The organism is Xanthomonas sp. AM6, assembly GCF_025665335.1.
Taxonomy (GTDB): domain Bacteria; phylum Pseudomonadota; class Gammaproteobacteria; order Xanthomonadales; family Xanthomonadaceae; genus Xanthomonas_A.
In genome coordinates this window covers 541,920-561,288 of record NZ_CP106869.1, presented here as the reverse complement: position 1 = coordinate 561,288, position 19,369 = coordinate 541,920, and the positions used below count along the sequence as shown (strand labels likewise).

The following is a 19,369-nucleotide window of genomic DNA, read 5'->3' as shown; positions in this document are numbered from 1 at the left end:
TTTGAGAAAACGTTTACATAGCCGTCAATTCTAGCTCTCCGGCCAGCGGAAAGAGCAAATCCCGGCGCCGGATCCGCCTATTCAGCAAACCTGTCTACCGCCGACCGGCTGGCGCGCGCCCCCTGCTCCATACGCCCCCGAATCCCACCGCCCAACCGTTTTGCGCCACCCGGCCGGCCGCAGCTGGTGCCGACGCAGGCACGGAATGCGCCACCGGAAGACGCCTCGCTCGCACGGCCCTGTCGCTGCGCCACAGGCCGGGTTGCGTCTCACCCACCTTGCGACGCAGCCGTCGATCGCCTGCGCGCGGGCCGCCGCCACGCACGGGCGCTCACGAACTGAAGTAGGCCTCGGCGATGGCGCCGTGCAGGTAGCCCAGGTGGGTCTGGATCTCGTCCATGAACTCGGCCGGATTATGCCGCGCCAGGTAGGCCGGATCGGCATTGCGCACCAGCCCGTTGATCCGCATCAGCGCGCGCTCCACGTTCGGCCGCGGCGGCATGGTCGGCAGGATGTGCTGGGCGCGGCTCAGGCAGAAATGCACGCTGCGCGGGAAATCGTGGTTCTGCAGCAGGAAGCGCAGCGCGTGCTCGCCGGTGACGCGCTGGCGCACGTGGCGCCGGTACATCTGGTAGGCGGCCAGCGAGCGCAGCACGCTCATCCACTGCATGTTCTGGTAGGCCTCGCGATCGTCGGCCTTGCGCGGGGTGATCAGGCCCGAGGCGCCGGCATCGATGATCCGCGTGGTCATGTCGGCCTGCTCGATCGCCGTGCCCAGGCGCAGGAACTGGAAGCCGATGTCGCGGCTGACGTTGGCGGTGAGCAGGCCGGACACCTTCAGGCAGGCGTCGGTGACGTGGCCGAGGAACTCCATCCGGTAGCGGCGGCCGACGCTGCGCTCGCCGTTGGCGTCGATGTACAGGTGCAGGTCGTTGACCGCCTCCCACACTTCCTGCGGCAGCGTGTCGCGGATGCCGCGCAGCAGTTCGCGCGCCTGCCGCGCCGAACTGCGCAGCGAGGACGGATTGCGCTCGTCCAGCAGCAGGAAGCGCACCACGTCGGCGTCGCCGACATCGTCGCCGGCATGCGGGAACCAGATGTTGAAGATCTCGCCGGCGCCGACCGTGTCGATCATCGGCCGCCAGGCGAAACGCACCGAGCGCGGCAGGTCCAGCTGCAGCAGGCTGCCCACGCCGACCAGCCGCGCGGTGGTCTCGGCGCGGCGCACGTAGCGGCTGAACCAGTAGAGGTTGTCGGCGACGCGCGAGAGCATCAGTCCAGCTCCTCGTCCAAGTCCACCACCCAGGTGTCCTTGGCGCCGCCGCCCTGCGAGGAATTGACCACCAGCGAGCCTTCCTCCATCGCCACCCGGGTCAGCCCGCCGGTGGTGACGTAGACGTCCTCGCGCGACAGGATGAACGGGCGCAGGTCCAGGTGCCGCGCCGCCGGGCCCACCTCGGTCACGATCGGCGCGGTGGACAGGCCCAGCGTCGGCTGCGCCATGTAGTTGCGCGGGTCGGCCTGGATCAGCCTGCGGAATTCGTCGCGCTGGCGCTTGGTCGAGCGCGGCCCGATCAGCATGCCGTAGCCGCCCGATTCGTTGGCCGGCTTCACCACCAGCTGCTCGAGGTGCTCGAGCACGTACTGGCGGTCCTTGTCGTCGTGGCACAGGTAGCTGGGCACGTTGGGCAGGATCGGCTCCTCGTCCAGGTAGTAGCGGATCATCTTCGGCACGTAGGCGAACACCACCTTGTCGTCGGCCACGCCGGCGCCGGGCGCATTGGCCAGCGCCACCTTGCCGGCGCGCCAGCTGCGGATCAGCCCGGGCACGCCGAGCACCGAATCGGGGTGGAACACTTCCGGGTCGATGAACAGGTCGTCGACCCGGCGATAGATCACGTCGACCCGGCGCGGCCCGTAGATGGTGCGCATGTAGGTGCAGTCGTCGTCGGCGACGAACAGGTCGTCGCCCTCGACCAGTTCGATGCCCATCGCCTGCGCCAGGTAGGCGTGCTCGAAATACGCGCTGTTGAAGATGCCCGGGGTCAGCAGCGCGATCACCGGCTGGTCGCCCGGGCGCGGCGACAGCGCGGCCAGGGTGTCGTACAGCTGCGCCGGATACTCGTCCACCGGCAGGATCGCGCTGGTCTCGAACAGCTCGGGAAACACCCGCTTGGCGACCATGCGGTTTTCCAGCATGTACGACACGCCGCTGGGAATGCGCAGGTTGTCCTCCAGCGCGTACAGCGTGCCGTCGGCGTCGCGCACCAGGTCCGAGCCGCAGATGTGCGCCCACACCCCCAGCGCCGGCGCGATGCCCACGCACTGCGGGCGGAAGTTCACCGAGTGCTCCAGCAGCATCGCCGGGAACACCTTGTCCTTGATGATGCGCTGCGCGCCGTAGACGTCGCCGATGAACAGGTTGAGCGCGCGCATGCGCTGCTTCAGCCCGGCCTCGGTGCGCTCCCATTCGCGCAGCGGGATCACCCGCGGGATCAGGTCGAACGGCAGCGTGCGGTCGACGTTGCGGCCGTCCGAATAGACGGTGAAGGTGATGCCCATGACCCGCGCGGCGACGTCGGCGGCGAGCTGGCGTTCGGACAATTCGCGTCCGCTCAGGCTGGACAGGTACTCGATGACGCGGCGGGCGGCGGGGCGCGGCTGACCATCGGCCTGGATCAGCTCGTCGTAGGTGGCCGTGCGGTACTTGCTCCAGTCCATCGTGCCCCGTCGGTGTACGCCAGCGGGCGCGATCGGCCCGATGTTGCGTTGCACAGCAACATGCACGGAACCGGAATGAGCGTCAAGCGGCCGCGCCGACGCGCGCCGCGCTCAGCCGCCGTCGCGGCTGCGCTCGATGATCACGCCCACCGCCTGCGCGCCGCGCACCGCGCCGGGCTTGCTCAGCTTCAGGCGCAGCCAGCGCACGTCGAACTCGGCCAGCACCGCCGCCGCGCAGCGCTCGGCCAGCGTTTCCACCAGGCCGAACTCGGACTGCTCGACCAGCTCCACCAGACGCTTGCTGACCGCCTTGTAGTTGAGCGTATCGGCGATGTCGTCGCTGGCCGCCGGCACGCGGTTGTCGAAGCCCATCTCCAGGTCGAAGCGCAGCGTCTGCCGGATCCGCCGCTCCCAATCGTAGATGCCGATGAGGGCGTCGATCTCTAGACCTTCGATGAAGACTTTGTCCATGAGGAGCCGGGATTCGGGAATGGGGATTCGGGAATGGTAAGAGCAAAGGCGCAAAGGCAGAGGCAGGCAAAAACGGCACGGGAACCGCTTTTACGAATCCCCAATCCCCAATCCCGACACCCGCGCCGCCGCCAACGGCGGCAGCGCCGCCATGTCCCAGCGCGGCGTCACCCGCACCGCGGCGTCGCTGTGCTGGCCGGCCTGCAGGCGCAGGGCGCCGGCGAAGGCGATCATCGCGCCGTTGTCGGTGCACAGCGCCGGGCGCGGGAAGCAGGCGCGGCCACCGCGGGCCTGCGCCATCGCCTGCAGCTTGGCGCGCAGGCGCAGGTTGGCGCCGACGCCGCCGGCGACTACGATGGTGTCGCTGCCGGCCGCCTGCAGCGCGCGCGCGCACTTGATCGCCAGCGTCTCCACCACCGCGTCCTCGAAGCCGCGGGCGATGTCGGCGCGGGTGGTCTCGCTCTGGTCGCTGCCGCGCCAGGCCAGCAGCACCTGGGTCTTGAGCCCGGAGAAACTGAAATCCAGCCCCGGGCGGTCGGTCATCGGCCGCGCGAAGCGGAACCGGCCCGGCGTGCCCTGCGCGGCCAGCGCGGCCAGCTGCGGGCCGCCCGGGTACGGCAGGCCCATCATCTTGGCGGTCTTGTCGAAGGCCTCGCCGGCGGCGTCGTCCAGGGTCTCGCCGAGCAGCCGGTAGCGGCCGATCGCCTCCACCGCGATCAGCTGGGTATGCCCGCCGGACACCAGCAGCGCCACGAACGGCGGCGCCGGCACGCCGTGCACCGGGTCCGGATCCTCCATCAGCGGCGCCAGCAGGTGGCCTTCCATGTGGTGCACGCCGATCGCCGGCACCTCCAGCGCCCAGGCCAGCGCGCGGGCCACGCCGGCACCGACCAGCAGCGCGCCGACCAGGCCCGGGCCGGCGGTGTAGGCCACCCCGTCCAGGTCGCGCACGCCGAGCCCGGCCTCGGCCAGGGTCTGGCGGATCAGCGGCAGCAGCTTGCGCACGTGGTCGCGGCTGGCCAGCTCCGGCACCACCCCGCCGTACTCGGCGTGCAGCGCGATCTGGCTGTACAGCCCGTGCGCGCGCAGCGCGGCCGCGCCGGACAGGGCGGTGTCGTAGACGGCGACGCCGGTTTCGTCGCAGCTGGATTCGATGCCGAGGACTCTCATGCCTGCATTGTGGGGCCGAATCGGCGGCAGGCAAACGCCCCGCTTGCAGCCAGGAAATCAGTCGCTATAATGTGCGGCTCGCCGGGCGTGACCCGGTCACCATTGTGTCCCGGAGATTCCATGCCCAGCGTCAAAGTCCGCGAGAACGAGCCCTTCGAGTTTGCGCTCCGTCGCTTCAAGCGCACCTGCGAAAAGGCCGGCGTGCTGGCCGAAACCCGCAAGCGCGAGTTCTACGAAAAGCCGACCCAGGAACGCAAGCGCAAGGCCGCAGCCGCGGTGAAGCGCCAGCTGCGCCGGACGTCTCGCGACGTCACCAAGCGTCAGCGTCTGTACTGAGGATCGCGGTTTGCGGTAGCGGGTTGTGCCGGTTTCGGCATCCGCTACGGTAAGCCCACGAAGCCGGCACGCGCAAGCGTCGCCGGCTTTTTGTGTGGTCCGGATTCATGCTCCGCCGCACGGATCCCGCCCCTGCCGGCCGCCGCGCGGCCCGGACCGCGCATGGCGCACTGCGCTGGCGCCCGCAGGCGCCGCGGCGTGCAGATGCGCAGCGCCTAGAATGACCCCCTTCGTTTCCCTTCCCCCTGGAGCCCCTCATGACCCTCAAGCAGCAGCTCACCGACGACATGAAGGCCGCGATGAAGTCCGGCGACAAGCACAGCCTGGGCGTGATCCGGCTGATCAACGCCGCGATCAAGCAGAAGGAAGTGGACGAGCGCGTGGAGATGGACGACGCCGCGGTGCTGGCGGTGATGGACAAGATGGTCAAGCAGCGCAAGGACTCGGTGAGCCAGTACGCGGCGGCCGGGCGCGAGGACCTGGCGGCGGTCGAGCGCGAGGAGATCGTGGTGATCGAGCGCTACCTGCCGGCCAAGCTCGGTGAGGCGGAGATCGTCGCCGCGATCCAGGCCGCGATCGCGCAGACCGGCGCCAGCGGCGCGGCCGACATGGGCAAGCTGATGGGCGTGCTGAAGCCGACGCTGGCCGGCAAGGCCGACATGGGCCTGGTCTCGGCGCTGGTCAAGCAGCAGCTGGCCGGCTGATCGCGGCGGCGGGTTTCACCCGCCTTTCGGCGGCCGGCTGCTACAACACCGGCGACCCCGCGACACTTTTCGCGCAGCGCGGGACCGGCATCGCAGGCATCGCGATGCCGCGCGCCCGCCGTAGGCCGTGCCGATCCCATGTCCCTGTCGCTGTCGCCCACCCGCCTGCAAAAACACCTCGAGCGCCTGCAGCAGAGCCTGCCGGCGGCGCTGCTGCGGCGCTTCGTCGAGATCGACGTGATGACCCAGGCCGCGTCGCTGTCGTTCTACGCGCTGCTGTCGCTGGCGCCGCTGCTGGTGCTGCTGCTGTGGCTGACCGCCTCGCTGTACCCGCAGGCGCAGCAGGCCTTCATCGAGCAGATCGGGCAGCTGGCCGGGCACGGCGCGCGCGAAGTGGCGCAGACCATCATCGACAACGCCAAGAACCAGCCAAGCGTCGGTTCGCTGGCCGGGCTGTGGAGCACGCTGCTGCTGTTCGTCGGCGCCACCGCGGTGTTCGCGCAGCTGCAGAATGCGCTGAACCTGATCTTCCGCACCGACAAGCAGCGCCTGGAAGGCGTCATGGCCTGGCTGAAGAAGCGCGTGTTCTCCTTCGGCGTGGTGCTGGGGCTGGGCTTTCTGCTGCTGATCTCGATGATCCTGACCACGGTGGTGCAGGTGCTGTTCGCGCGCATGCCGTCGCTGTTGCCGGCGGTGGGCTACGTCTCGACGCTGGCGATCTACGTGCTGGCCTTCGCCGTGCTCTACCACTACCTGCCGGACCGGCGCGTGGAATGGCGCCAGGCGGTGATCGGCGGCGCGATCACCGCCTGCCTGTTCGTGGCCGGGCGCTATGCGATCGGCCTGTACATCGCCACCGCCGCGCCGGGCAGCGCCTACGGCTCGATGGGCGCGCTGGTGATCCTGCTGGTGTGGATCTACTACGCCACCGTGGTGTTCTTCGTCGGCGCGCTGATCACCGCGGTGATCGACGAACGCCTGCGCTCGCGGCGCAAGCTGGCCGCGGCCGGGATCGACGCCAGCGCGATCACGGCGATTCCGCCGCCGCTCTAGCGCCGCGCAGCGGGGATTCGCGGCGCGATCCGTGGCCCAGGCGCGGGCGCATGGCATCCTATCGCCCATGGCCCGCATCCCCGACGCGTTTATCGACGACCTGCTCGCCCGCACCGACATCGTCGAGGTGGTCGGCACGCGCGTGCCGCTCAAGCGCCAGGGCAAGGAATACGCGGCGCGCTGCCCGTTCCACGACGAGCGCTCGGCCTCGTTCACGGTCTCGCCGACCAAGCAGTTCTACCACTGCTTCGGCTGCGGCGCGCACGGCACCGCGATCAGCTTCCTGATGAACTACGACCGCCTCGAGTTCCTCGACGCGGTCGACGAACTGGCCAAGCGCGCCGGCATGGAAGTGCCGCGCGACGCGCAGCAGCGCGGCGCCGCGCAGGCCGCCGGCGACGACCACCGCGACCTGTACTCGGCGCTGGAGGCGGCGACCAAGTTCTTCCAGCGCCAGCTCGAGGCCAGCGACAAGGCGCGCGGCTACCTCGACGGCCGCGGCGTGGACGCCGACAACCGCGCGCGCTTCCAGATCGGTTACGCCCCGGACGGCTACAGCGCGCTGAAGGACGCGCTGGGCACCGACGAGCGCCGCCACAAGCTGCTCGAACGCGCCGGGCTGTTCTCCAAGAACGAGCGCGGCCACGTCTACGACAAGTTCCGCGACCGGGTGATGTTCCCGATCTTCGACCGCCGCGGCCGGGTCATCGCCTTCGGCGGCCGGGTCATGGACAAGGACGACGGCCCCAAGTACCTGAACTCGCCGGAGACCGCGCTGTTCCACAAGGGCCGCGAACTGTACGGCCTGTGGCAGGTGCGCCAGGCCAACCAGAAGATCGAGCGGCTGATCGTGGTCGAGGGCTACATGGACGTGGTCTCGCTGTTCCAGTTCGGCGTCACCCAGGCGGTGGCGACGCTGGGCACCGCGACCACCTCCGAGCACGCCGAGCTGTTGTTCCGCAACGCGCCGGACGTGTTCTTCTGCTTCGACGGCGACGCCGCCGGCCGCCGCGCCGGCTGGAAGGCGCTGGAATCGGTGCTGCCGCGGATGAAGGACGGGCGCCAGGCGTTCTTCCTGTTCCTGCCCGACGGCGAGGACCCGGACAGCATCGTGCGCAAGGAAGGCGCCGACGGCTTCGCCGCGCGCCTGCAGCAGGCCACGCCGCTGTCGCAGTTCTTCTTCGACGAGCTCTCGCGCGAGGTCAACCTGGCCACGCTCGACGGCAAGGCGCGCCTGGCCGAGCGCGCGCGGCCGATGCTGGCGCAGATTCCCGACGGCGCCTTCGGCGACCTGATGCGCCAGCGCCTGGCCGAGATCACCGGCATCGGCGGCCCCGCGCCCGCCGCCGCACAGCCGGCCAAGCCGCCGCCGCGCGCGATGCGGCCCACGCAGAAGCGCAGCCTGGTGCGCGAGGCGATCGTGCGCCTGCTGCACACGCCCGCGCTGGCGCTGGACCTGCCGCCGCCCTACCCGTTCGCCGGCCTGCGCCTGCCCGGCATCGAACTGATGATCGAGCTGCTGGAAATTGTGCACACGCGCCCGGAGATCACCACCGGCGCGCTGCTCGAGCACTTCCACGAACGCGAGGAACTGGCCGCGCTGCAGAAGCTGGCGGTGCAGGAGATTCCCGGCGAGACCGCCAGCTGGCGCCAGGAGCTGCACGACGTGGTGGTGCAACTGGAGCGGCAGACCCTGCAGCAGCGGCTGGAGGAACTGCAGGCCAAGCAGCGCGCGCAGGGCCTGGACGAGACCGACAAGTACGAACTGCGCGAGCTGCTGAAGGCGCGCGCGTCGCTGCACTGATCCGCCTGCCCGGCCCCGCTCCGGCGCGACGGCCGCCGCCCCCGCGCCGACGTGGCCGCGCCCTATGCCGCCGGAGCGGCCGAGCCGCCCGCAGCGAGCGCCGCGCGCGCCTCGGCGGCGCGGGCGGCACGCGCTTCGCGCTCTCCCTGCAGGCGCGCGACCAGCGCATCCGCCTGCGTATCCCGCGCCGCGGTTTGCAGCGCATGCGAGGACGGCACGACCGGCTCCAGCCAGTTCGCGATCAGCGCTTCGTAGGCCTCGGTATGCTGGAACTTCACCTGCGACAGGAACGTGCTGAGGTCGTTCGGCGCATCGCCGTTCACTGTTCCGGGAAGCGGCTGGTTGGCGATCTGCCTGTAGGCGATGCCCGACGCCCATGCATTGGCGATGGCGACGTCGACCGCCAGATCGATGTCGGTGATCGGTGCATTGCCATACAGCTGGGTCTTGATCTGGGACAGCATGCCCATGTCCCAGGCGTGCGGCACCACGTCGCGCGTATTCCACAGGTCGCGGTTCCACGTCCGGTAGCCGCTGGCGCCGGGCGGCGACGGCAGCGCCGCCGCATACGCCTGCGCGAACGCCGCGTTCCCCGGCGTGGCGCCAGCGGTGGGATAGCAGTACACCGCCTTGTAGCCGTCGAGCTTGCCGGCGTTCTTGAGCCAGAACGCCGCGGTCGGCGACAACGCGCCGCCGAGGCTGTGGCCGGCGAAGATCACCGTGGCATCGGCGCTCGCGGCGGCCTGCAGGAAATCGCACAGACCCGTGCCGGGCGCCTTCGCCGCCGCCGGGCTGACCATCTGCAGCAGATGCCACACCCCCAGCGCGGTCCCCATCGAGATGTAGGGAATGTTTGCCGAGAACCAGGGCATGGAACTGCTCGGCGGAGCCTTGCGCAGCGGATCGTAGCGGGTGAAGTTCACCACCGAGGCCACGTCGAAGTCCTCCACCAGCCAGTCGTAGAGCGAACTCGGATTGGTGGCGCAGATCGCCACCACGTAGACATCGCCCTCGATGCCGGGCACGCCGCTGGCCTTGGCGACGTACAGCGCATTGTCCGCAAGCTCCGAATCCTCCCCCTGCCACACCTGCGGCCCCCAGACGAGTTCCCAGCTGCCGATGGCGGCCTGCGCCGCGGGCGACGCCAGCGTCGCCAGCAGCATCTGCTGGTAGTCGGCTTGCAGCGTCTGCGCGGTGCCGGTGCGGCCTCCGATCCAGTTGGCCAGACTGGAGAGCGCGAACACGGTCTGATACTGATCGTATTGCATGGACCTGCTCCTTATCCCTTGCGTTTCCGTGGAATGGCGCGCGTCGATCGCCGGAATGCGGCGGCTCGCCGGGGCCCGTCGACTGGGCCAGGGCAATCTAATGCACCGATTCGCGCCCGAGCGCCATGCAGCGCAACCTGTCTGCGAATTGTCTACACCTGCGCACGGATTCGCATCCGTCTACCGCGCTTCCTAGAATGACCCTCTCCCCGACGTCCCCACCACGCAATGACCAGACACTGGCTCGCCCGCCTGCGCATCGAACCCTTCACCCTGGTCCTGCTCGGCACCGTGTTGCTGGCTTCGCTGCTGCCGGTGCAGGGCCGCGCCGCGGCGGTGATGGACGACGTCACCGACATCGCCATCGCCGCGCTGTTCTTCCTGCACGGCGCGCGCCTGTCGCGCGAGGCGATCGTCGCCGGCGCGCTGCACTGGCGCCTGCACCTGACCATCCTCGCCGCCACCTTCGTGCTGTTCCCGCTGCTGGGGCTGCTGCTCAAGCCGCTGTCGCACTGGCTGCTGACCCCGGAGCTGTACATCGGCGTGCTGTTCCTGTGCGCGCTGCCGTCCACGGTGCAGTCGTCGATCGCGTTCACCTCGATGGCCGGCGGCAACGTGCCGGCGGCGGTGTGCAGCGCGTCGCTGTCGAGCCTGCTCGGCGTGTTCCTGACGCCGCTGCTGATGGGCCTGCTGGCCGGCGCGCAGAGCGCGATGGCCAACCCGCTGGAGGCGATGGGCAAGATCATGCTGCAGCTGCTGGTGCCGTTCGTGGCCGGCCACCTGCTGCGGCGCTGGATCGGCGCCTGGGTGGAGCGGCGCCGCGCGGTGCTGCGCTACACCGACCAGGGCGTGATCCTGCTGGTGGTGTACACCGCCTTCAGCGCCGCGGTGATCGAAGGCCTGTGGCGCAAGACGCCGCTGCCGGCGCTGCTCGGCGTGGCGCTGGTCGCCGCGCTGCTGCTGGCGCTGGCGATGGGCCTGATCACCTTCGCCGCACGGCGGCTGGGCTTCGCCCGCCAGGACGAGATCCCGATCGTGTTCTGCGGCTCGAAGAAGAGCCTGGCCACCGGCGTGCCGATGGCCAAGGTGCTGTTCGCCAGCGGCAGCCTCGGCGCGATCGTGCTGCCGGTGATGATCTACCACCAGATCCAGCTGATCGTCTGCGCCTTCGTCGCGCAGCGCTATGCGCGCGACGGCGATGCGGCCGGGCGCGACGCGGCCGGCTGAGCGCGCCGCGGCATCGCGGGATCCACGGCAGGCCGTTGGCTGCACGCCGCGCCGGCGCGCCTGCGCGCGCGGCTCACTCGGCGGCGGCGTCCGGCCACAGCGTCGCCACCACCGCCATCTTCACCCGTGGCGGGCCGAGCGTGGAGGCCACGCGCCAGCCGTGCGGCGCGGGCTGGCGCTGCAACGTGTAACGCAGCCGCTCGCTGCCGCCGTGCGGATGCGGCATCAGCTGCCACGACGCGGGCAAGGCCAGGGTGTCGGCGTATTCGAACAGCACCACGACCTCGCACCGCGCGGGCTCGTCGCAGCGCACCGCGCCGCGCTGCCAGCCGCGCACCGCGTGCAGCACGTCCCAGCCCGGCTCGTCGTAGCCGCGCGGGGCCACGATGTAGCGCGCGAACGGCCACGCCTGCAGCCGGCCGCCGCCCAGTTCGAACGCCAGATAGGCGTCGATCGCCTGCTCGGGCGTGTCCCACGCCCATGCCGGCAACGGCAGCGCCGCCAGCGCCAGCAGCGCGACGCGGCGCAGGCGTTCGCCGCTCATGCGCCGGTCGGCAGCGGCATCGCCAATGCCGGCATCAGCCAGTGGTCCACCAGCAGGAACGCGAACAGCGCCATCAGGTACACGATCGAGTAGCCGAACATGCGCATCGAGAACATCTCGTCCGGCGGATCGAGCATGCGCCAGGCGTACCAGACGAACACCGCGTTCAGCACCAGCGTGCCGCCGAGATAGAACACGCCGCTCATGCCCACCGCCACCGGCAGCAGCGTCACCACCACCAGCAGCAGCGTGTACACCAGGATCTGCCTGCGCGTGTGCGCCACGCCGTGGGTGACCGGCAGCATCGGGATCGAGGCCTTGGCGTAGTCGGCGCGGCGGAAGATCGCCAGCGCCCAGAAGTGCGGCGGCGTCCACACGAAGATGATCAGCACCAGCAGCGACGCGTACGCCCAGTCCCACTGGCCCTGCATGCCGGTGATCGCGGCCCAGCCCAGCAGCGGCGGCGCCGCGCCGGCCAGGCCGCCGATGACGATGTTCTGCGGCGTGGTGCGCTTGAGGAACACGGTGTAGATCACCGCGTAGCCGATCAGCGAGGCGAAGGTCAGCACCGCGGTGATGGTGTTGACCCAGATCACCAGGATCGCCATCGACAGCGCGGTCAGCGCCGTGGCGAACAGCAGCACCTGCCACGGCAGCACCTTGCCCACCACCAGCGGCCGCCACGAGGTGCGCGCCATCTGCGCGTCGATGCGCGCGTCCAGCAACTGGTTGATCGCCGCCGCGGCCGAGGCCGCCAGCCAGATGCCGAAGAAGCCGATCAGCCCGGTGCGCACCTGCAGCCAGCTCGGCACGCCGGGAATCGCCAGGCACATGCCGACCAGCGCGGTGAACACGATCAGCGCCACCACCTTGGGCTTGGTCAGGTCCCAGTAGTCGCGCCAGTGGACGCCCCTGGCGCTCATTGCGGCGCCCGCAGCCGCGCCAGCAGCGACACCAGCACGAACAGCAGCGCCACCGCGCCGGCGTTGTGCAGCACCGCCACCGGCAGCGGCAGCGCCAGCTTGACGTTGAGGATGCCCAGGCCGACCTGCGCCACCAGCAGCAGCGCCAGCGCCGCCGCCCAGCCGCGCATGCCCGGCGAGCGGCTCAGCCGCCAGCCCAGCCACAGCAGGTACGTCGCCACCACCACCGCCATCATCCGGTGCGCCATCTGGATCGCGATGCGCGCCGCGCCGTCGAGCACGCCGCCTTCGTAGTCCACGCCGATGCCGCGCCACAGGGTGAAGCCCTCGCGGAAATCGTGCGGCGGCCACCACTGGCTGACGCAGCGCGGGAAGTTGTCGGCCGACCAGCTGCCGCCGCCGCAGGCCAGCGCCGCGTAGTTGGCGCTGACCCAGCCGCCCAGCGCGATCTGCACCGCCAGCACCGCCACGCCGATGCGCAGCAGCCACTTCAGCCGCGCCGCATCGGCCAGGGTGATCGGCAGGTGGGTGGCGCGCCAGGCCATCCACACCAGCAGCGAGAACATCAGCAGGCCGCCGAGCAGATGTCCCATCACCACGATCGGCTTGAGCAGCAAGGTCACCGTCCACATGCCCAGCAGCGCCTGGAAGATCACCACCGCCAGGGTCAGCACCGCCGCGCGCGCCAGGTCGGTATTGGACCAGCGCAGCGCCGCCAGCAGCAGGATCGCCTCGCCGGCGGCGGCCAGCGCCATCGCCCACGTCGGCCAGCCGGACATGTACAGCGGGATCGACAGCGCCACCAGCACCGCGGCGCCGACGACCTGCGCGATGCCGAGCCGGCGCCGGCGCGCGGCCAGCAGCGACAGCACCAGCACTTCCACGCCCAGCGCGCCGGCCAGGAAACGGTGCACCTGCTCGCGCCAGGCTTTGTGCGTCTCCAGCGGCCGGATCTTGCTGGCCGCGTGCGCGTTGGCCTCGCCGCTGCTCTGCGGCCAGGTCACCCGGCCGTAGCAGGTCGGCCAGTCCGGGCAGCTCATGCCCGCGTCGGACAGGCGCACGAACGAACCGAACATGATCGTGCTGGCGGTGAACAGCGCCGCCAGCCAGGCCATGCGGTGGAAGTGCCGAAACAGCGCCGGCGGCGCGAACAGGTTCATAGGGCGCGGCTCACAGGAGTTTCAGCAGCTTCGCCACATCCGCGCGCAGCCCGGCCGGGTCGAAGCCCGGCGCGTAGCGCAGCACCACGAAGCCGTTCGGATCGATCACGTAGACCGGCACGCCGGCGGCATCGCGCACCCGCGGCAGGCCGGCCAGCAGCGCTGGGTCGGCGCGCAGCACGCGCACCTGCGGCAACGCGCGCACCGCCGGCGGCGGCGTGCCGATCCACAGGATCTGCACGTGGTCGGCGTCGTGGCCGAACAGCTGCCAGACCTTGTGCAGATCGCGCGCCAGCGCTTCGCAGGCGCTGTCGCACTCGCGCGGCGGCGCCAGCGCGATGCGCCACAGGCGTTGCTGCGGCTGCCAGGCATAGGCGCTGCCGTCCTCCAGCCGCGGCTGCAGCGCGCGCAGGTCGCCCGGCGGTTTCAGCAGTTCGCCGTGGTTGCGGCTGCCCGGCGGCTGCCAGCCGGAAAAACGCAGCGCGCCGGCGACCAGCATCGAGCCGAAGAACAGGGCGAACAGCGCGATCAACGTCCAGCGGCCACGCGGGGCCGCCTGGCGCGGGGCCGAGGGGGAGGCATTCATGCAGGGGATTTTCTCATGCGCGGGCGCTCAGCGCCCGCCCCGTCCCTTGCGCGCGCGCCAGCTCAGCAGCGCCGCGGTGATCAGCACCGCCAGCGCCAGGCCGAACCATTGCACCGCGTAACCCAAGTGGCGCTCGGGCGGCAGCGTGTTCGGCAGCATCTCCAGGTCGCGCGGATAGCCCAGCGGCAGGGCCGGATCCAGGCGCAGCACCTGCGACAAAATGTCGCGCCGGCCGAGCGCCTGGCCGATCGCCGCCGGCTCGATGCGCATCGCCAGCCACAGCTGCGGCGCCGGCGCGGCGACCAGCGCCGGCCCCAGCGCCAGCCCGTGCGACGGCGCCGGACCGAGCAGCCCGGCCAGTGCGTAATGCCCTTGCAGCGGTACCGGTTCGGGCAGCGCGCGATCGGCCGGCAATGGCAGCCAGCCCAGTTCGACCAGCAGCGGCGCGCGCGCGCCGTCGGCCAGGAACGGCTGGTAGACCTTGACCCCGCTGCGGCCCTCGCGCAGCTGGTTGTCGAGCAGCACCTGCCCGGGCAGGAAGCGGCCGCTGCCGTGCACCCAGGCCAGCTGCGCCGGCTGCAGCGTGCGCAGCGCATCGGCCAGCGCCTGCGGGCGGTCGCGCACGTGCGCAGCCTGCGCGAGCAGCGCCTGCTTCTCGTGCATGCGCAGCAATTGCCAGCGGCCCAGCGCGCAGAACCCCAGCGCCACCGCCAGCGCGATGGCCCAGCCCAGCCACAGCGACATGCGGCGCGGGCGCGCGGCGACCCGCGGGGACGCGGCGAGGGTCATAATGCGGCGATACCGCGCACCGAGACGCCCATGAACGACTCGCTGAAAACCCTGCTGATCGTCGCCTTCCTGCTGGTCATCCTGTGGAACCTCGGCGCCGGCCTGTACTACCTGTTGGTGGACCGCGGCCAGAGCAAGCGCACGGTGAACGCACTGACCTGGCGCATCGGCTTATCGGTGGGCCTGATCCTGCTGGTGATCCTGGGCATTTACACCGGGGTGATCAAGCCGCATGGACTCGGCGGCTGAGGCCGCCGAGTCGGGAATGGAGAATCGGGAATCGGGAATCGCAAGAGCGGCGCGCTTCCGCTGTTCCTATTCCCGATTCCCGATTCCCAGTTCTCAAAGTACATAGACGAACAGGAACAACGCCAGCCACACCACGTCGACGAAGTGCCAGTACCACGCCGCCGCTTCGAAGGCGAAATGGTTGTCGCGGCTGAAATGCCCGCGCGCCGAGCGCAGCCACATCACCAGCAGCATGATCGTGCCCAGCAGCACGTGCATGCCGTGGAAGCCGGTGAGCATGAAGAAGGTCGAGCCGTAGATGCCCGAGCCCAGGGTCAGGTTGAGTTCCTTGTAGGCGTGGATGTACTCCTCGGCCTGGAAGAACAGGAAGACGCAGCCCAGCAACACGGTCAGCCCCTGGAACACCAGCAGGCGGGCGCGGTGCCCGGCCTTCAGCGCGTGGTGGGCGATGGTCAGGGTCACGCCGGAGCTGAGCAGGATCAGCGTGTTGATCAGCGGCAGGCCCCAGGCCGGGATGGTCTGGAACTGGCCGCCGACCGCACCCGGGCCGTTGGTCGGCCAGGCCGCCGAATAGCCGTCCCACAGCAGCGCGTTGGTCATCACCCCGTCGCCCTCGCCGCCCAGCCACGGCAGGATGAAGGTGCGGGTGTAGAACAGCGCGCCGAAGAACGCGCCGAAGAACATCACTTCGGAAAAGATGAACCAGACCATGCCCATGCGGAAGGACACGTCGACCTGGCGGTTGTAGTGGCCGGCGATCGACTCGCGGATCACGTCGCCGAACCACATGAACAGGGTCGCCACCAGCATCGCGATGCCGGCGAAGAAGGTCCACTTGCCCCAGGCCGCGTCGTTGAGCCAACTGGCCACGCCGATCATGGTCACGAACATCGCGATCGAGCCGATGAACGGCCAGCGGCTCTGGCTGGGCACGTAATAGGCGGTGGCGTCGGTGCTGGGCTGGGCCATGGCGGGCGTTCCGGGTCGGGTCAAGGGGCTGCGTGCACGGAACCGGCCAGTTTCGGCGATCCCAGTTCCGCGCTCAGCGCATCGTTCTTGAAGAAGGTATACGACAGGGTGATGGTGGTGATGTCGCGCGGCAGGTTCGGGTCGACGATGAAGCGCACCGGCATGTCGCGCTTCTCGCCGGCCTGCAGGGTCTGCGCGGTGAAGCAGAAGCACTCGGTCTTGGTGAAGTAGCCGGAGGCGCGCGAAGGCGCCACGGACGGCACCGCGCTGCCGACGATCGCGCGTTCGCCGTCGTTGCGCGCGTAGTACAGCGCCTCGTTGAGCTCGCCGGGCACCACCTCCATGGTCAGCTGCTCCGGGTGGAACGACCACGGCAGCTTGGAGTTCACCCCGCCGTCGAATTCCACTTTCACCGTGCGCTTGCCGAGCAACGGCTTGCCCGCCTGCGGACCTTCACCCGGCCCGCGCTCCAGGCGCACGCCGAACACCTTCTCGCAGGCGATGCGGTACAGCGGCACCAGCGAGAAGGTCAGCACGAACACCGCCAGCGCCACGGCGACCAGCTTGAACAGCCCGGCGCTGCTGTGCACGCGAGGCGCCGGCGCGTTCATCGGCCCAGCACCCCGGACAGGATGAAGCCGGCGTAGATCAGCAGCGCGACCGCGCCGACCACCAGCGCGGTGCGCACGGCGCGCTTGCGGCGCAGGGCCAGGTCGTCGAGCGGCGGCTGTGCGGTCATCAGTGGCTGATGTCGTCGTGGGCCAGGTCGCCGGGCTTGAGCACCGGCGGCAGGGTGAAGGTATGTGCCGGCGCCGGCGACGGCACGGTCCACTCCAGGCCGCGCGCGCCTTCCCACGAACGCGCCTCGGCGCGCGCGCCGCTGCGCAGCGACGCCAGCAGGATCCCGGCCATCAGGAACGGGGTGACGAACATGCCGAACGCGCCGATCGAGCTGATCAGGTTCCAGTCGGCGAACACCACGTTGTAGTCGGGGATGCGCCGCGGCATGCCGGCCAGGCCGAGGAAGTGCTGCGGGAAGAACAGCAGGTTGGCGAACAGCATCGTCCACCAGAAGTGGAACTTGGCCCAGCCCTCGTTGTACATGCGCCCGGTCCACTTCGGCCACCAGTAGTACACCGCGGCGATCAGCGCGAACACCGCGCCGGTGACCAGCACGTAGTGAAAGTGCGCGACCACGAAATAGGTGTCGTGGTACTGGAAGTCGGCCGGCACGATCGCCAGCATCAGCCCGGAGAAGCCGCCGATGCTGAACAGGATGACGAACGAGACCGCCCACAGCATCGGCGCCTCGAAGGTCAGCGAGCCCTCCCACATGGTGCTGACCCAGTTGAACACCTTCACCCCGGTGGGGATGGAGATCAGCATCGTGGCGAACATGAAGTAGATCTCGCCGCCCAGCGGCATGCCCACGGTGAACATGTGGTGGGCCCAGACGATGAAGCTCAGGAACGCGATCGCCGCGATCGCGTAGACCATCGCCTGGTAGCCGAACAGCGGCTTGCGGCTGAAGGTCGGGATGATCTCGCTGATCACGCCGAACGCCGGCAGGATCATGATGTAGACCTCGGGATGGCCGAAGAACCAGAAGATGTGCTGGTACATCACCGGGTCGCCGCCGCCGGCCGCGTTGAAGAACGAGGTGCCGAAGAACTTGTCGGTCAGCAGCATGGTCACCGCGCCGGCCAGCACCGGCATCACCGCGATCAGCAGGAACGCGGTGATCAGCCAGGCCCAGCAGAAGATCGGCATCTTCAGCAGGTCGATGCCCGGCGCGCGCATGTTCAGCACGGTGGCGATGATGTTGATCGCGCCCATGATCGAACTGATGCCGGCGACGTGGATCGCGAACACGCTGAAGGCCACGTTGTAGCCGCCCTGCAGCGACAGCGGCGGGTACAGCGTCCAGCCGCCGGCGGGCGCGCCGCCGGGCAGGAACAGGGTCAGCAGCAGCAGGGTGAAGGCCACCGGCAGCAGCCAGAACGACCAGTTGTTCATGCGCGGCAGGGCCATGTCCGGCGCGCCGATCTGCAGCGGAATCATCCAGTTGGCCAGGCCGACGAAGGCCGGCATCACCCCGCCGAAGATCATCACCAGCGCGTGCACGGTGGTCATCTGGTTGAAGAACTCGGGCTTGACGAACTGCAGGCCCGGTTGCGCCAGCTCCGCGCGGATCACCACGCTCATCGCCGCGCCGATGATGAACATCGTGAAGCTGAAAAGCAGGTACAGCGTGCCGATGTCCTTGTGGTTGGTGGAGAAGAACCACCGTTCCACGAAGCTCTGCTGATGCCCGTGCTCGTCGTGGTGATCGACTGCGGAATGGGCCATGGCGGCTACCTCGAAAAAGGAATGCAGGAGATCAGGCGGCTTGCACGGTCAGGTGCGAGCCGGAACGAAGGCGGGGCAGCGCGGCCTGCGGCGGCGCGGCCGGCGCGGTGGCCTCGGGCGCGGGCGCATCCGGGGCCGCCGGCGTGGCCGGCGCCGCAGCCGGCGCAGGCGCAGCGGCCGGTGCGGGCGCGGCCGGCGCGGCGGCGGCCGGCTTGCGCGAGGCCAGCCATTTCTGGAAGTCCTGCTTGGACACCGCCTCGACCACGATCGGCATGAAGCCATGGTCCTTGCCGCACAGCTCGGCGCACTGGCCGCGGTACACGCCCGGGGTCTCGATGCTGGTCCAGGCCTCGTTGATGATCCCGGGGATGGCGTCCTGCTTCCAGCCCAGCGCCGGCACCCACCAGGCATGGATCACGTCGTCGGCGGTGATCACGAAGCGCACCTTGGTGTTCACCGGCAGCACCAGCCGGTTGTCCACGTCCAGCAGGTAGTGCGGATTGCTTTCCAGGGTCGGCACCTGGCCGCTCTGGCGCATGCGGTCCGAGCCGCGTTCCAGGCGGCTGGTGAAGGCGACGTTCTCGCCCAGGTACTCGTAGCGCCACATCCACTGGTAGCCGGTGACCTTGACCGTCATCTCGGCATCGCGGGTGTCGTACATCGCGATCAGCTTGGCCGTGGCCGGCCACGCCATCACGATCAGGATCAGCACCGGGATCACCGTCCAGACGACTTCGGCCTTGGTGTTGTGGCTGAACTGCGCGGCGACCGCGCCCTTGGACTTGCGGAACTTGAACATCGCATAGGCCATCGCGCCGAACACCAGCACGCCGATGACCACGCATACCCACAACGCGACCATGTGCGCGTCGTAGGCATTGCGCGCGCTCTGGGTGACGCCGCGGCCCATGTTCAATTGCCACGGCTTGGGGTCGGCCGATTGAGCCCACGCCAGCGGTGCGGCCAGCGCCGCCGCCAATGCCATCCCGCCCCTGACCGCCTGTTGCTTCCATCTGCCGCGTTGCTTCATTGCCTAGACCCCTTGG

The 19,369-nt window shown here is 69.7% G+C and carries 21 protein-coding genes; 6 read left to right on the top strand and 15 right to left on the bottom strand.

The window, feature by feature from the left end; all coding sequences use genetic code 11:
• Positions 1–331: 331 nt before the first annotated feature.
• The 4 genes from OCJ37_RS02445 to tsaD all read right to left on the bottom strand — a co-directional run bounded on the left by OCJ37_RS02445 (position 332) and on the right by tsaD (position 4,362).
• Positions 332–1,273, bottom strand: a complete 942-nt coding sequence (locus OCJ37_RS02445; RefSeq protein WP_263112127.1) for an alpha-E domain-containing protein — start codon at positions 1,271–1,273, stop codon at positions 332–334.
• Positions 1,273–2,721, bottom strand: a complete 1,449-nt coding sequence (locus tag OCJ37_RS02440) for a circularly permuted type 2 ATP-grasp protein (protein WP_263112126.1) — start codon at positions 2,719–2,721, stop codon at positions 1,273–1,275. The genes OCJ37_RS02445 and OCJ37_RS02440 overlap by 1 nt, the downstream gene beginning before the upstream one ends.
• A gap of 111 nt (positions 2,722–2,832) precedes the next feature.
• Positions 2,833–3,192, bottom strand: a complete 360-nt coding sequence (gene folB / locus OCJ37_RS02435; RefSeq protein WP_263112125.1) for a dihydroneopterin aldolase — start codon at positions 3,190–3,192, stop codon at positions 2,833–2,835.
• A 90-nt stretch (positions 3,193–3,282) separates the two neighbouring features.
• Positions 3,283–4,362: a tRNA (adenosine(37)-N6)-threonylcarbamoyltransferase complex transferase subunit TsaD gene (tsaD, locus tag OCJ37_RS02430; RefSeq protein ID WP_263112124.1), complete on the bottom strand. Its 1,080-nt coding sequence runs from the start codon at positions 4,360–4,362 to the stop codon at positions 3,283–3,285.
• 120 nt (positions 4,363–4,482) lie between these two features.
• Between tsaD and rpsU the strand changes: the two genes are divergently transcribed.
• From rpsU to dnaG, 4 genes are all read left to right on the top strand, one after another.
• On the top strand, positions 4,483–4,698 hold the full coding sequence (gene rpsU, locus OCJ37_RS02425) for a 30S ribosomal protein S21 (RefSeq protein WP_003465342.1): 216 nt from the start codon (positions 4,483–4,485) through the stop codon (positions 4,696–4,698).
• A gap of 257 nt (positions 4,699–4,955) precedes the next feature.
• Positions 4,956–5,402, top strand: a complete 447-nt coding sequence (locus OCJ37_RS02420) for a GatB/YqeY domain-containing protein (protein ID WP_263112123.1) — start codon at positions 4,956–4,958, stop codon at positions 5,400–5,402.
• Positions 5,403–5,540: 138 nt separating this feature from the next.
• Entirely contained in the window at positions 5,541–6,455 is a 915-nt protein-coding gene (locus OCJ37_RS02415) for a YihY/virulence factor BrkB family protein (RefSeq protein WP_263112122.1), read from the top strand.
• Between the two features lie 67 nt (positions 6,456–6,522).
• The gene (dnaG, locus tag OCJ37_RS02410) at positions 6,523–8,259 is read left to right on the top strand and encodes a DNA primase (protein WP_263112121.1); all 1,737 of its coding nucleotides are present in this window, start codon (positions 6,523–6,525) and stop codon (positions 8,257–8,259) included.
• A gap of 62 nt (positions 8,260–8,321) precedes the next feature.
• Here the strand turns inward: dnaG and OCJ37_RS02405 are convergent, their stop codons facing one another.
• Positions 8,322–9,527: a lipase family protein gene (locus tag OCJ37_RS02405; RefSeq protein WP_263112120.1), complete on the bottom strand. Its 1,206-nt coding sequence runs from the start codon at positions 9,525–9,527 to the stop codon at positions 8,322–8,324.
• 228 nt (positions 9,528–9,755) lie between these two features.
• Between OCJ37_RS02405 and OCJ37_RS02400 the strand changes: the two genes are divergently transcribed.
• A complete protein-coding gene (locus OCJ37_RS02400; RefSeq protein WP_263112119.1) occupies positions 9,756–10,754 on the top strand; it encodes a bile acid:sodium symporter family protein in 999 nt (332 codons plus the stop codon).
• A 73-nt stretch (positions 10,755–10,827) separates the two neighbouring features.
• Here the strand turns inward: OCJ37_RS02400 and OCJ37_RS02395 are convergent, their stop codons facing one another.
• Genes OCJ37_RS02395 through OCJ37_RS02375 form a run of 5 tightly spaced genes read right to left on the bottom strand, consistent with a single transcriptional unit; the run spans position 10,828 to position 14,756 of the window.
• Positions 10,828–11,298, bottom strand: coding sequence for a hypothetical protein (locus OCJ37_RS02395; RefSeq protein ID WP_263112118.1), 471 nt, complete (start codon positions 11,296–11,298; stop codon positions 10,828–10,830).
• Entirely contained in the window at positions 11,295–12,221 is a 927-nt protein-coding gene (gene cyoE / locus OCJ37_RS02390) for a heme o synthase (RefSeq protein ID WP_263112117.1), read from the bottom strand. The genes OCJ37_RS02395 and cyoE overlap by 4 nt, the downstream gene beginning before the upstream one ends.
• On the bottom strand, positions 12,218–13,381 hold the full coding sequence (locus tag OCJ37_RS02385) for a COX15/CtaA family protein (RefSeq protein ID WP_263112116.1): 1,164 nt from the start codon (positions 13,379–13,381) through the stop codon (positions 12,218–12,220). The genes cyoE and OCJ37_RS02385 overlap by 4 nt, the downstream gene beginning before the upstream one ends.
• 10 nt (positions 13,382–13,391) lie before the next feature.
• The gene (locus tag OCJ37_RS02380; protein ID WP_263112115.1) at positions 13,392–13,967 is read right to left on the bottom strand and encodes an SCO family protein; all 576 of its coding nucleotides are present in this window, start codon (positions 13,965–13,967) and stop codon (positions 13,392–13,394) included.
• Between the two features lie 27 nt (positions 13,968–13,994).
• Positions 13,995–14,756 (bottom strand): SURF1 family protein, encoded by a 762-nt coding sequence (locus OCJ37_RS02375; protein WP_263112114.1) that lies wholly within the window; start codon positions 14,754–14,756, stop codon positions 13,995–13,997.
• 30 nt (positions 14,757–14,786) lie between these two features.
• Between OCJ37_RS02375 and OCJ37_RS02370 the strand changes: the two genes are divergently transcribed.
• Positions 14,787–15,005: a twin transmembrane helix small protein gene (locus OCJ37_RS02370; protein WP_263112113.1), complete on the top strand. Its 219-nt coding sequence runs from the start codon at positions 14,787–14,789 to the stop codon at positions 15,003–15,005.
• Positions 15,006–15,098: 93 nt separating this feature from the next.
• On the opposite strand, the gene OCJ37_RS02365 is transcribed toward OCJ37_RS02370, so the two are convergent.
• From OCJ37_RS02365 to coxB, 5 genes are read right to left on the bottom strand one after another with little or no spacing between them, the layout of a single operon-like run.
• Entirely contained in the window at positions 15,099–15,974 is an 876-nt protein-coding gene (locus OCJ37_RS02365) for a cytochrome c oxidase subunit 3 (protein WP_263112112.1), read from the bottom strand.
• A 20-nt stretch (positions 15,975–15,994) separates the two neighbouring features.
• The gene (locus OCJ37_RS02360; protein ID WP_263112111.1) at positions 15,995–16,585 is read right to left on the bottom strand and encodes a cytochrome c oxidase assembly protein; all 591 of its coding nucleotides are present in this window, start codon (positions 16,583–16,585) and stop codon (positions 15,995–15,997) included.
• The gene (locus tag OCJ37_RS02355; protein ID WP_263112110.1) at positions 16,582–16,713 is read right to left on the bottom strand and encodes a hypothetical protein; all 132 of its coding nucleotides are present in this window, start codon (positions 16,711–16,713) and stop codon (positions 16,582–16,584) included. Before OCJ37_RS02355 ends, OCJ37_RS02360 begins: the two co-directional genes overlap by 4 nt.
• On the bottom strand, positions 16,713–18,323 hold the full coding sequence (ctaD, locus tag OCJ37_RS02350; protein WP_263112109.1) for a cytochrome c oxidase subunit I: 1,611 nt from the start codon (positions 18,321–18,323) through the stop codon (positions 16,713–16,715). Before ctaD ends, OCJ37_RS02355 begins: the two co-directional genes overlap by 1 nt.
• 31 nt (positions 18,324–18,354) lie before the next feature.
• Entirely contained in the window at positions 18,355–19,353 is a 999-nt protein-coding gene (coxB, locus tag OCJ37_RS02345; RefSeq protein WP_263112108.1) for a cytochrome c oxidase subunit II, read from the bottom strand.
• Positions 19,354–19,369: the final 16 nt, after the last annotated feature.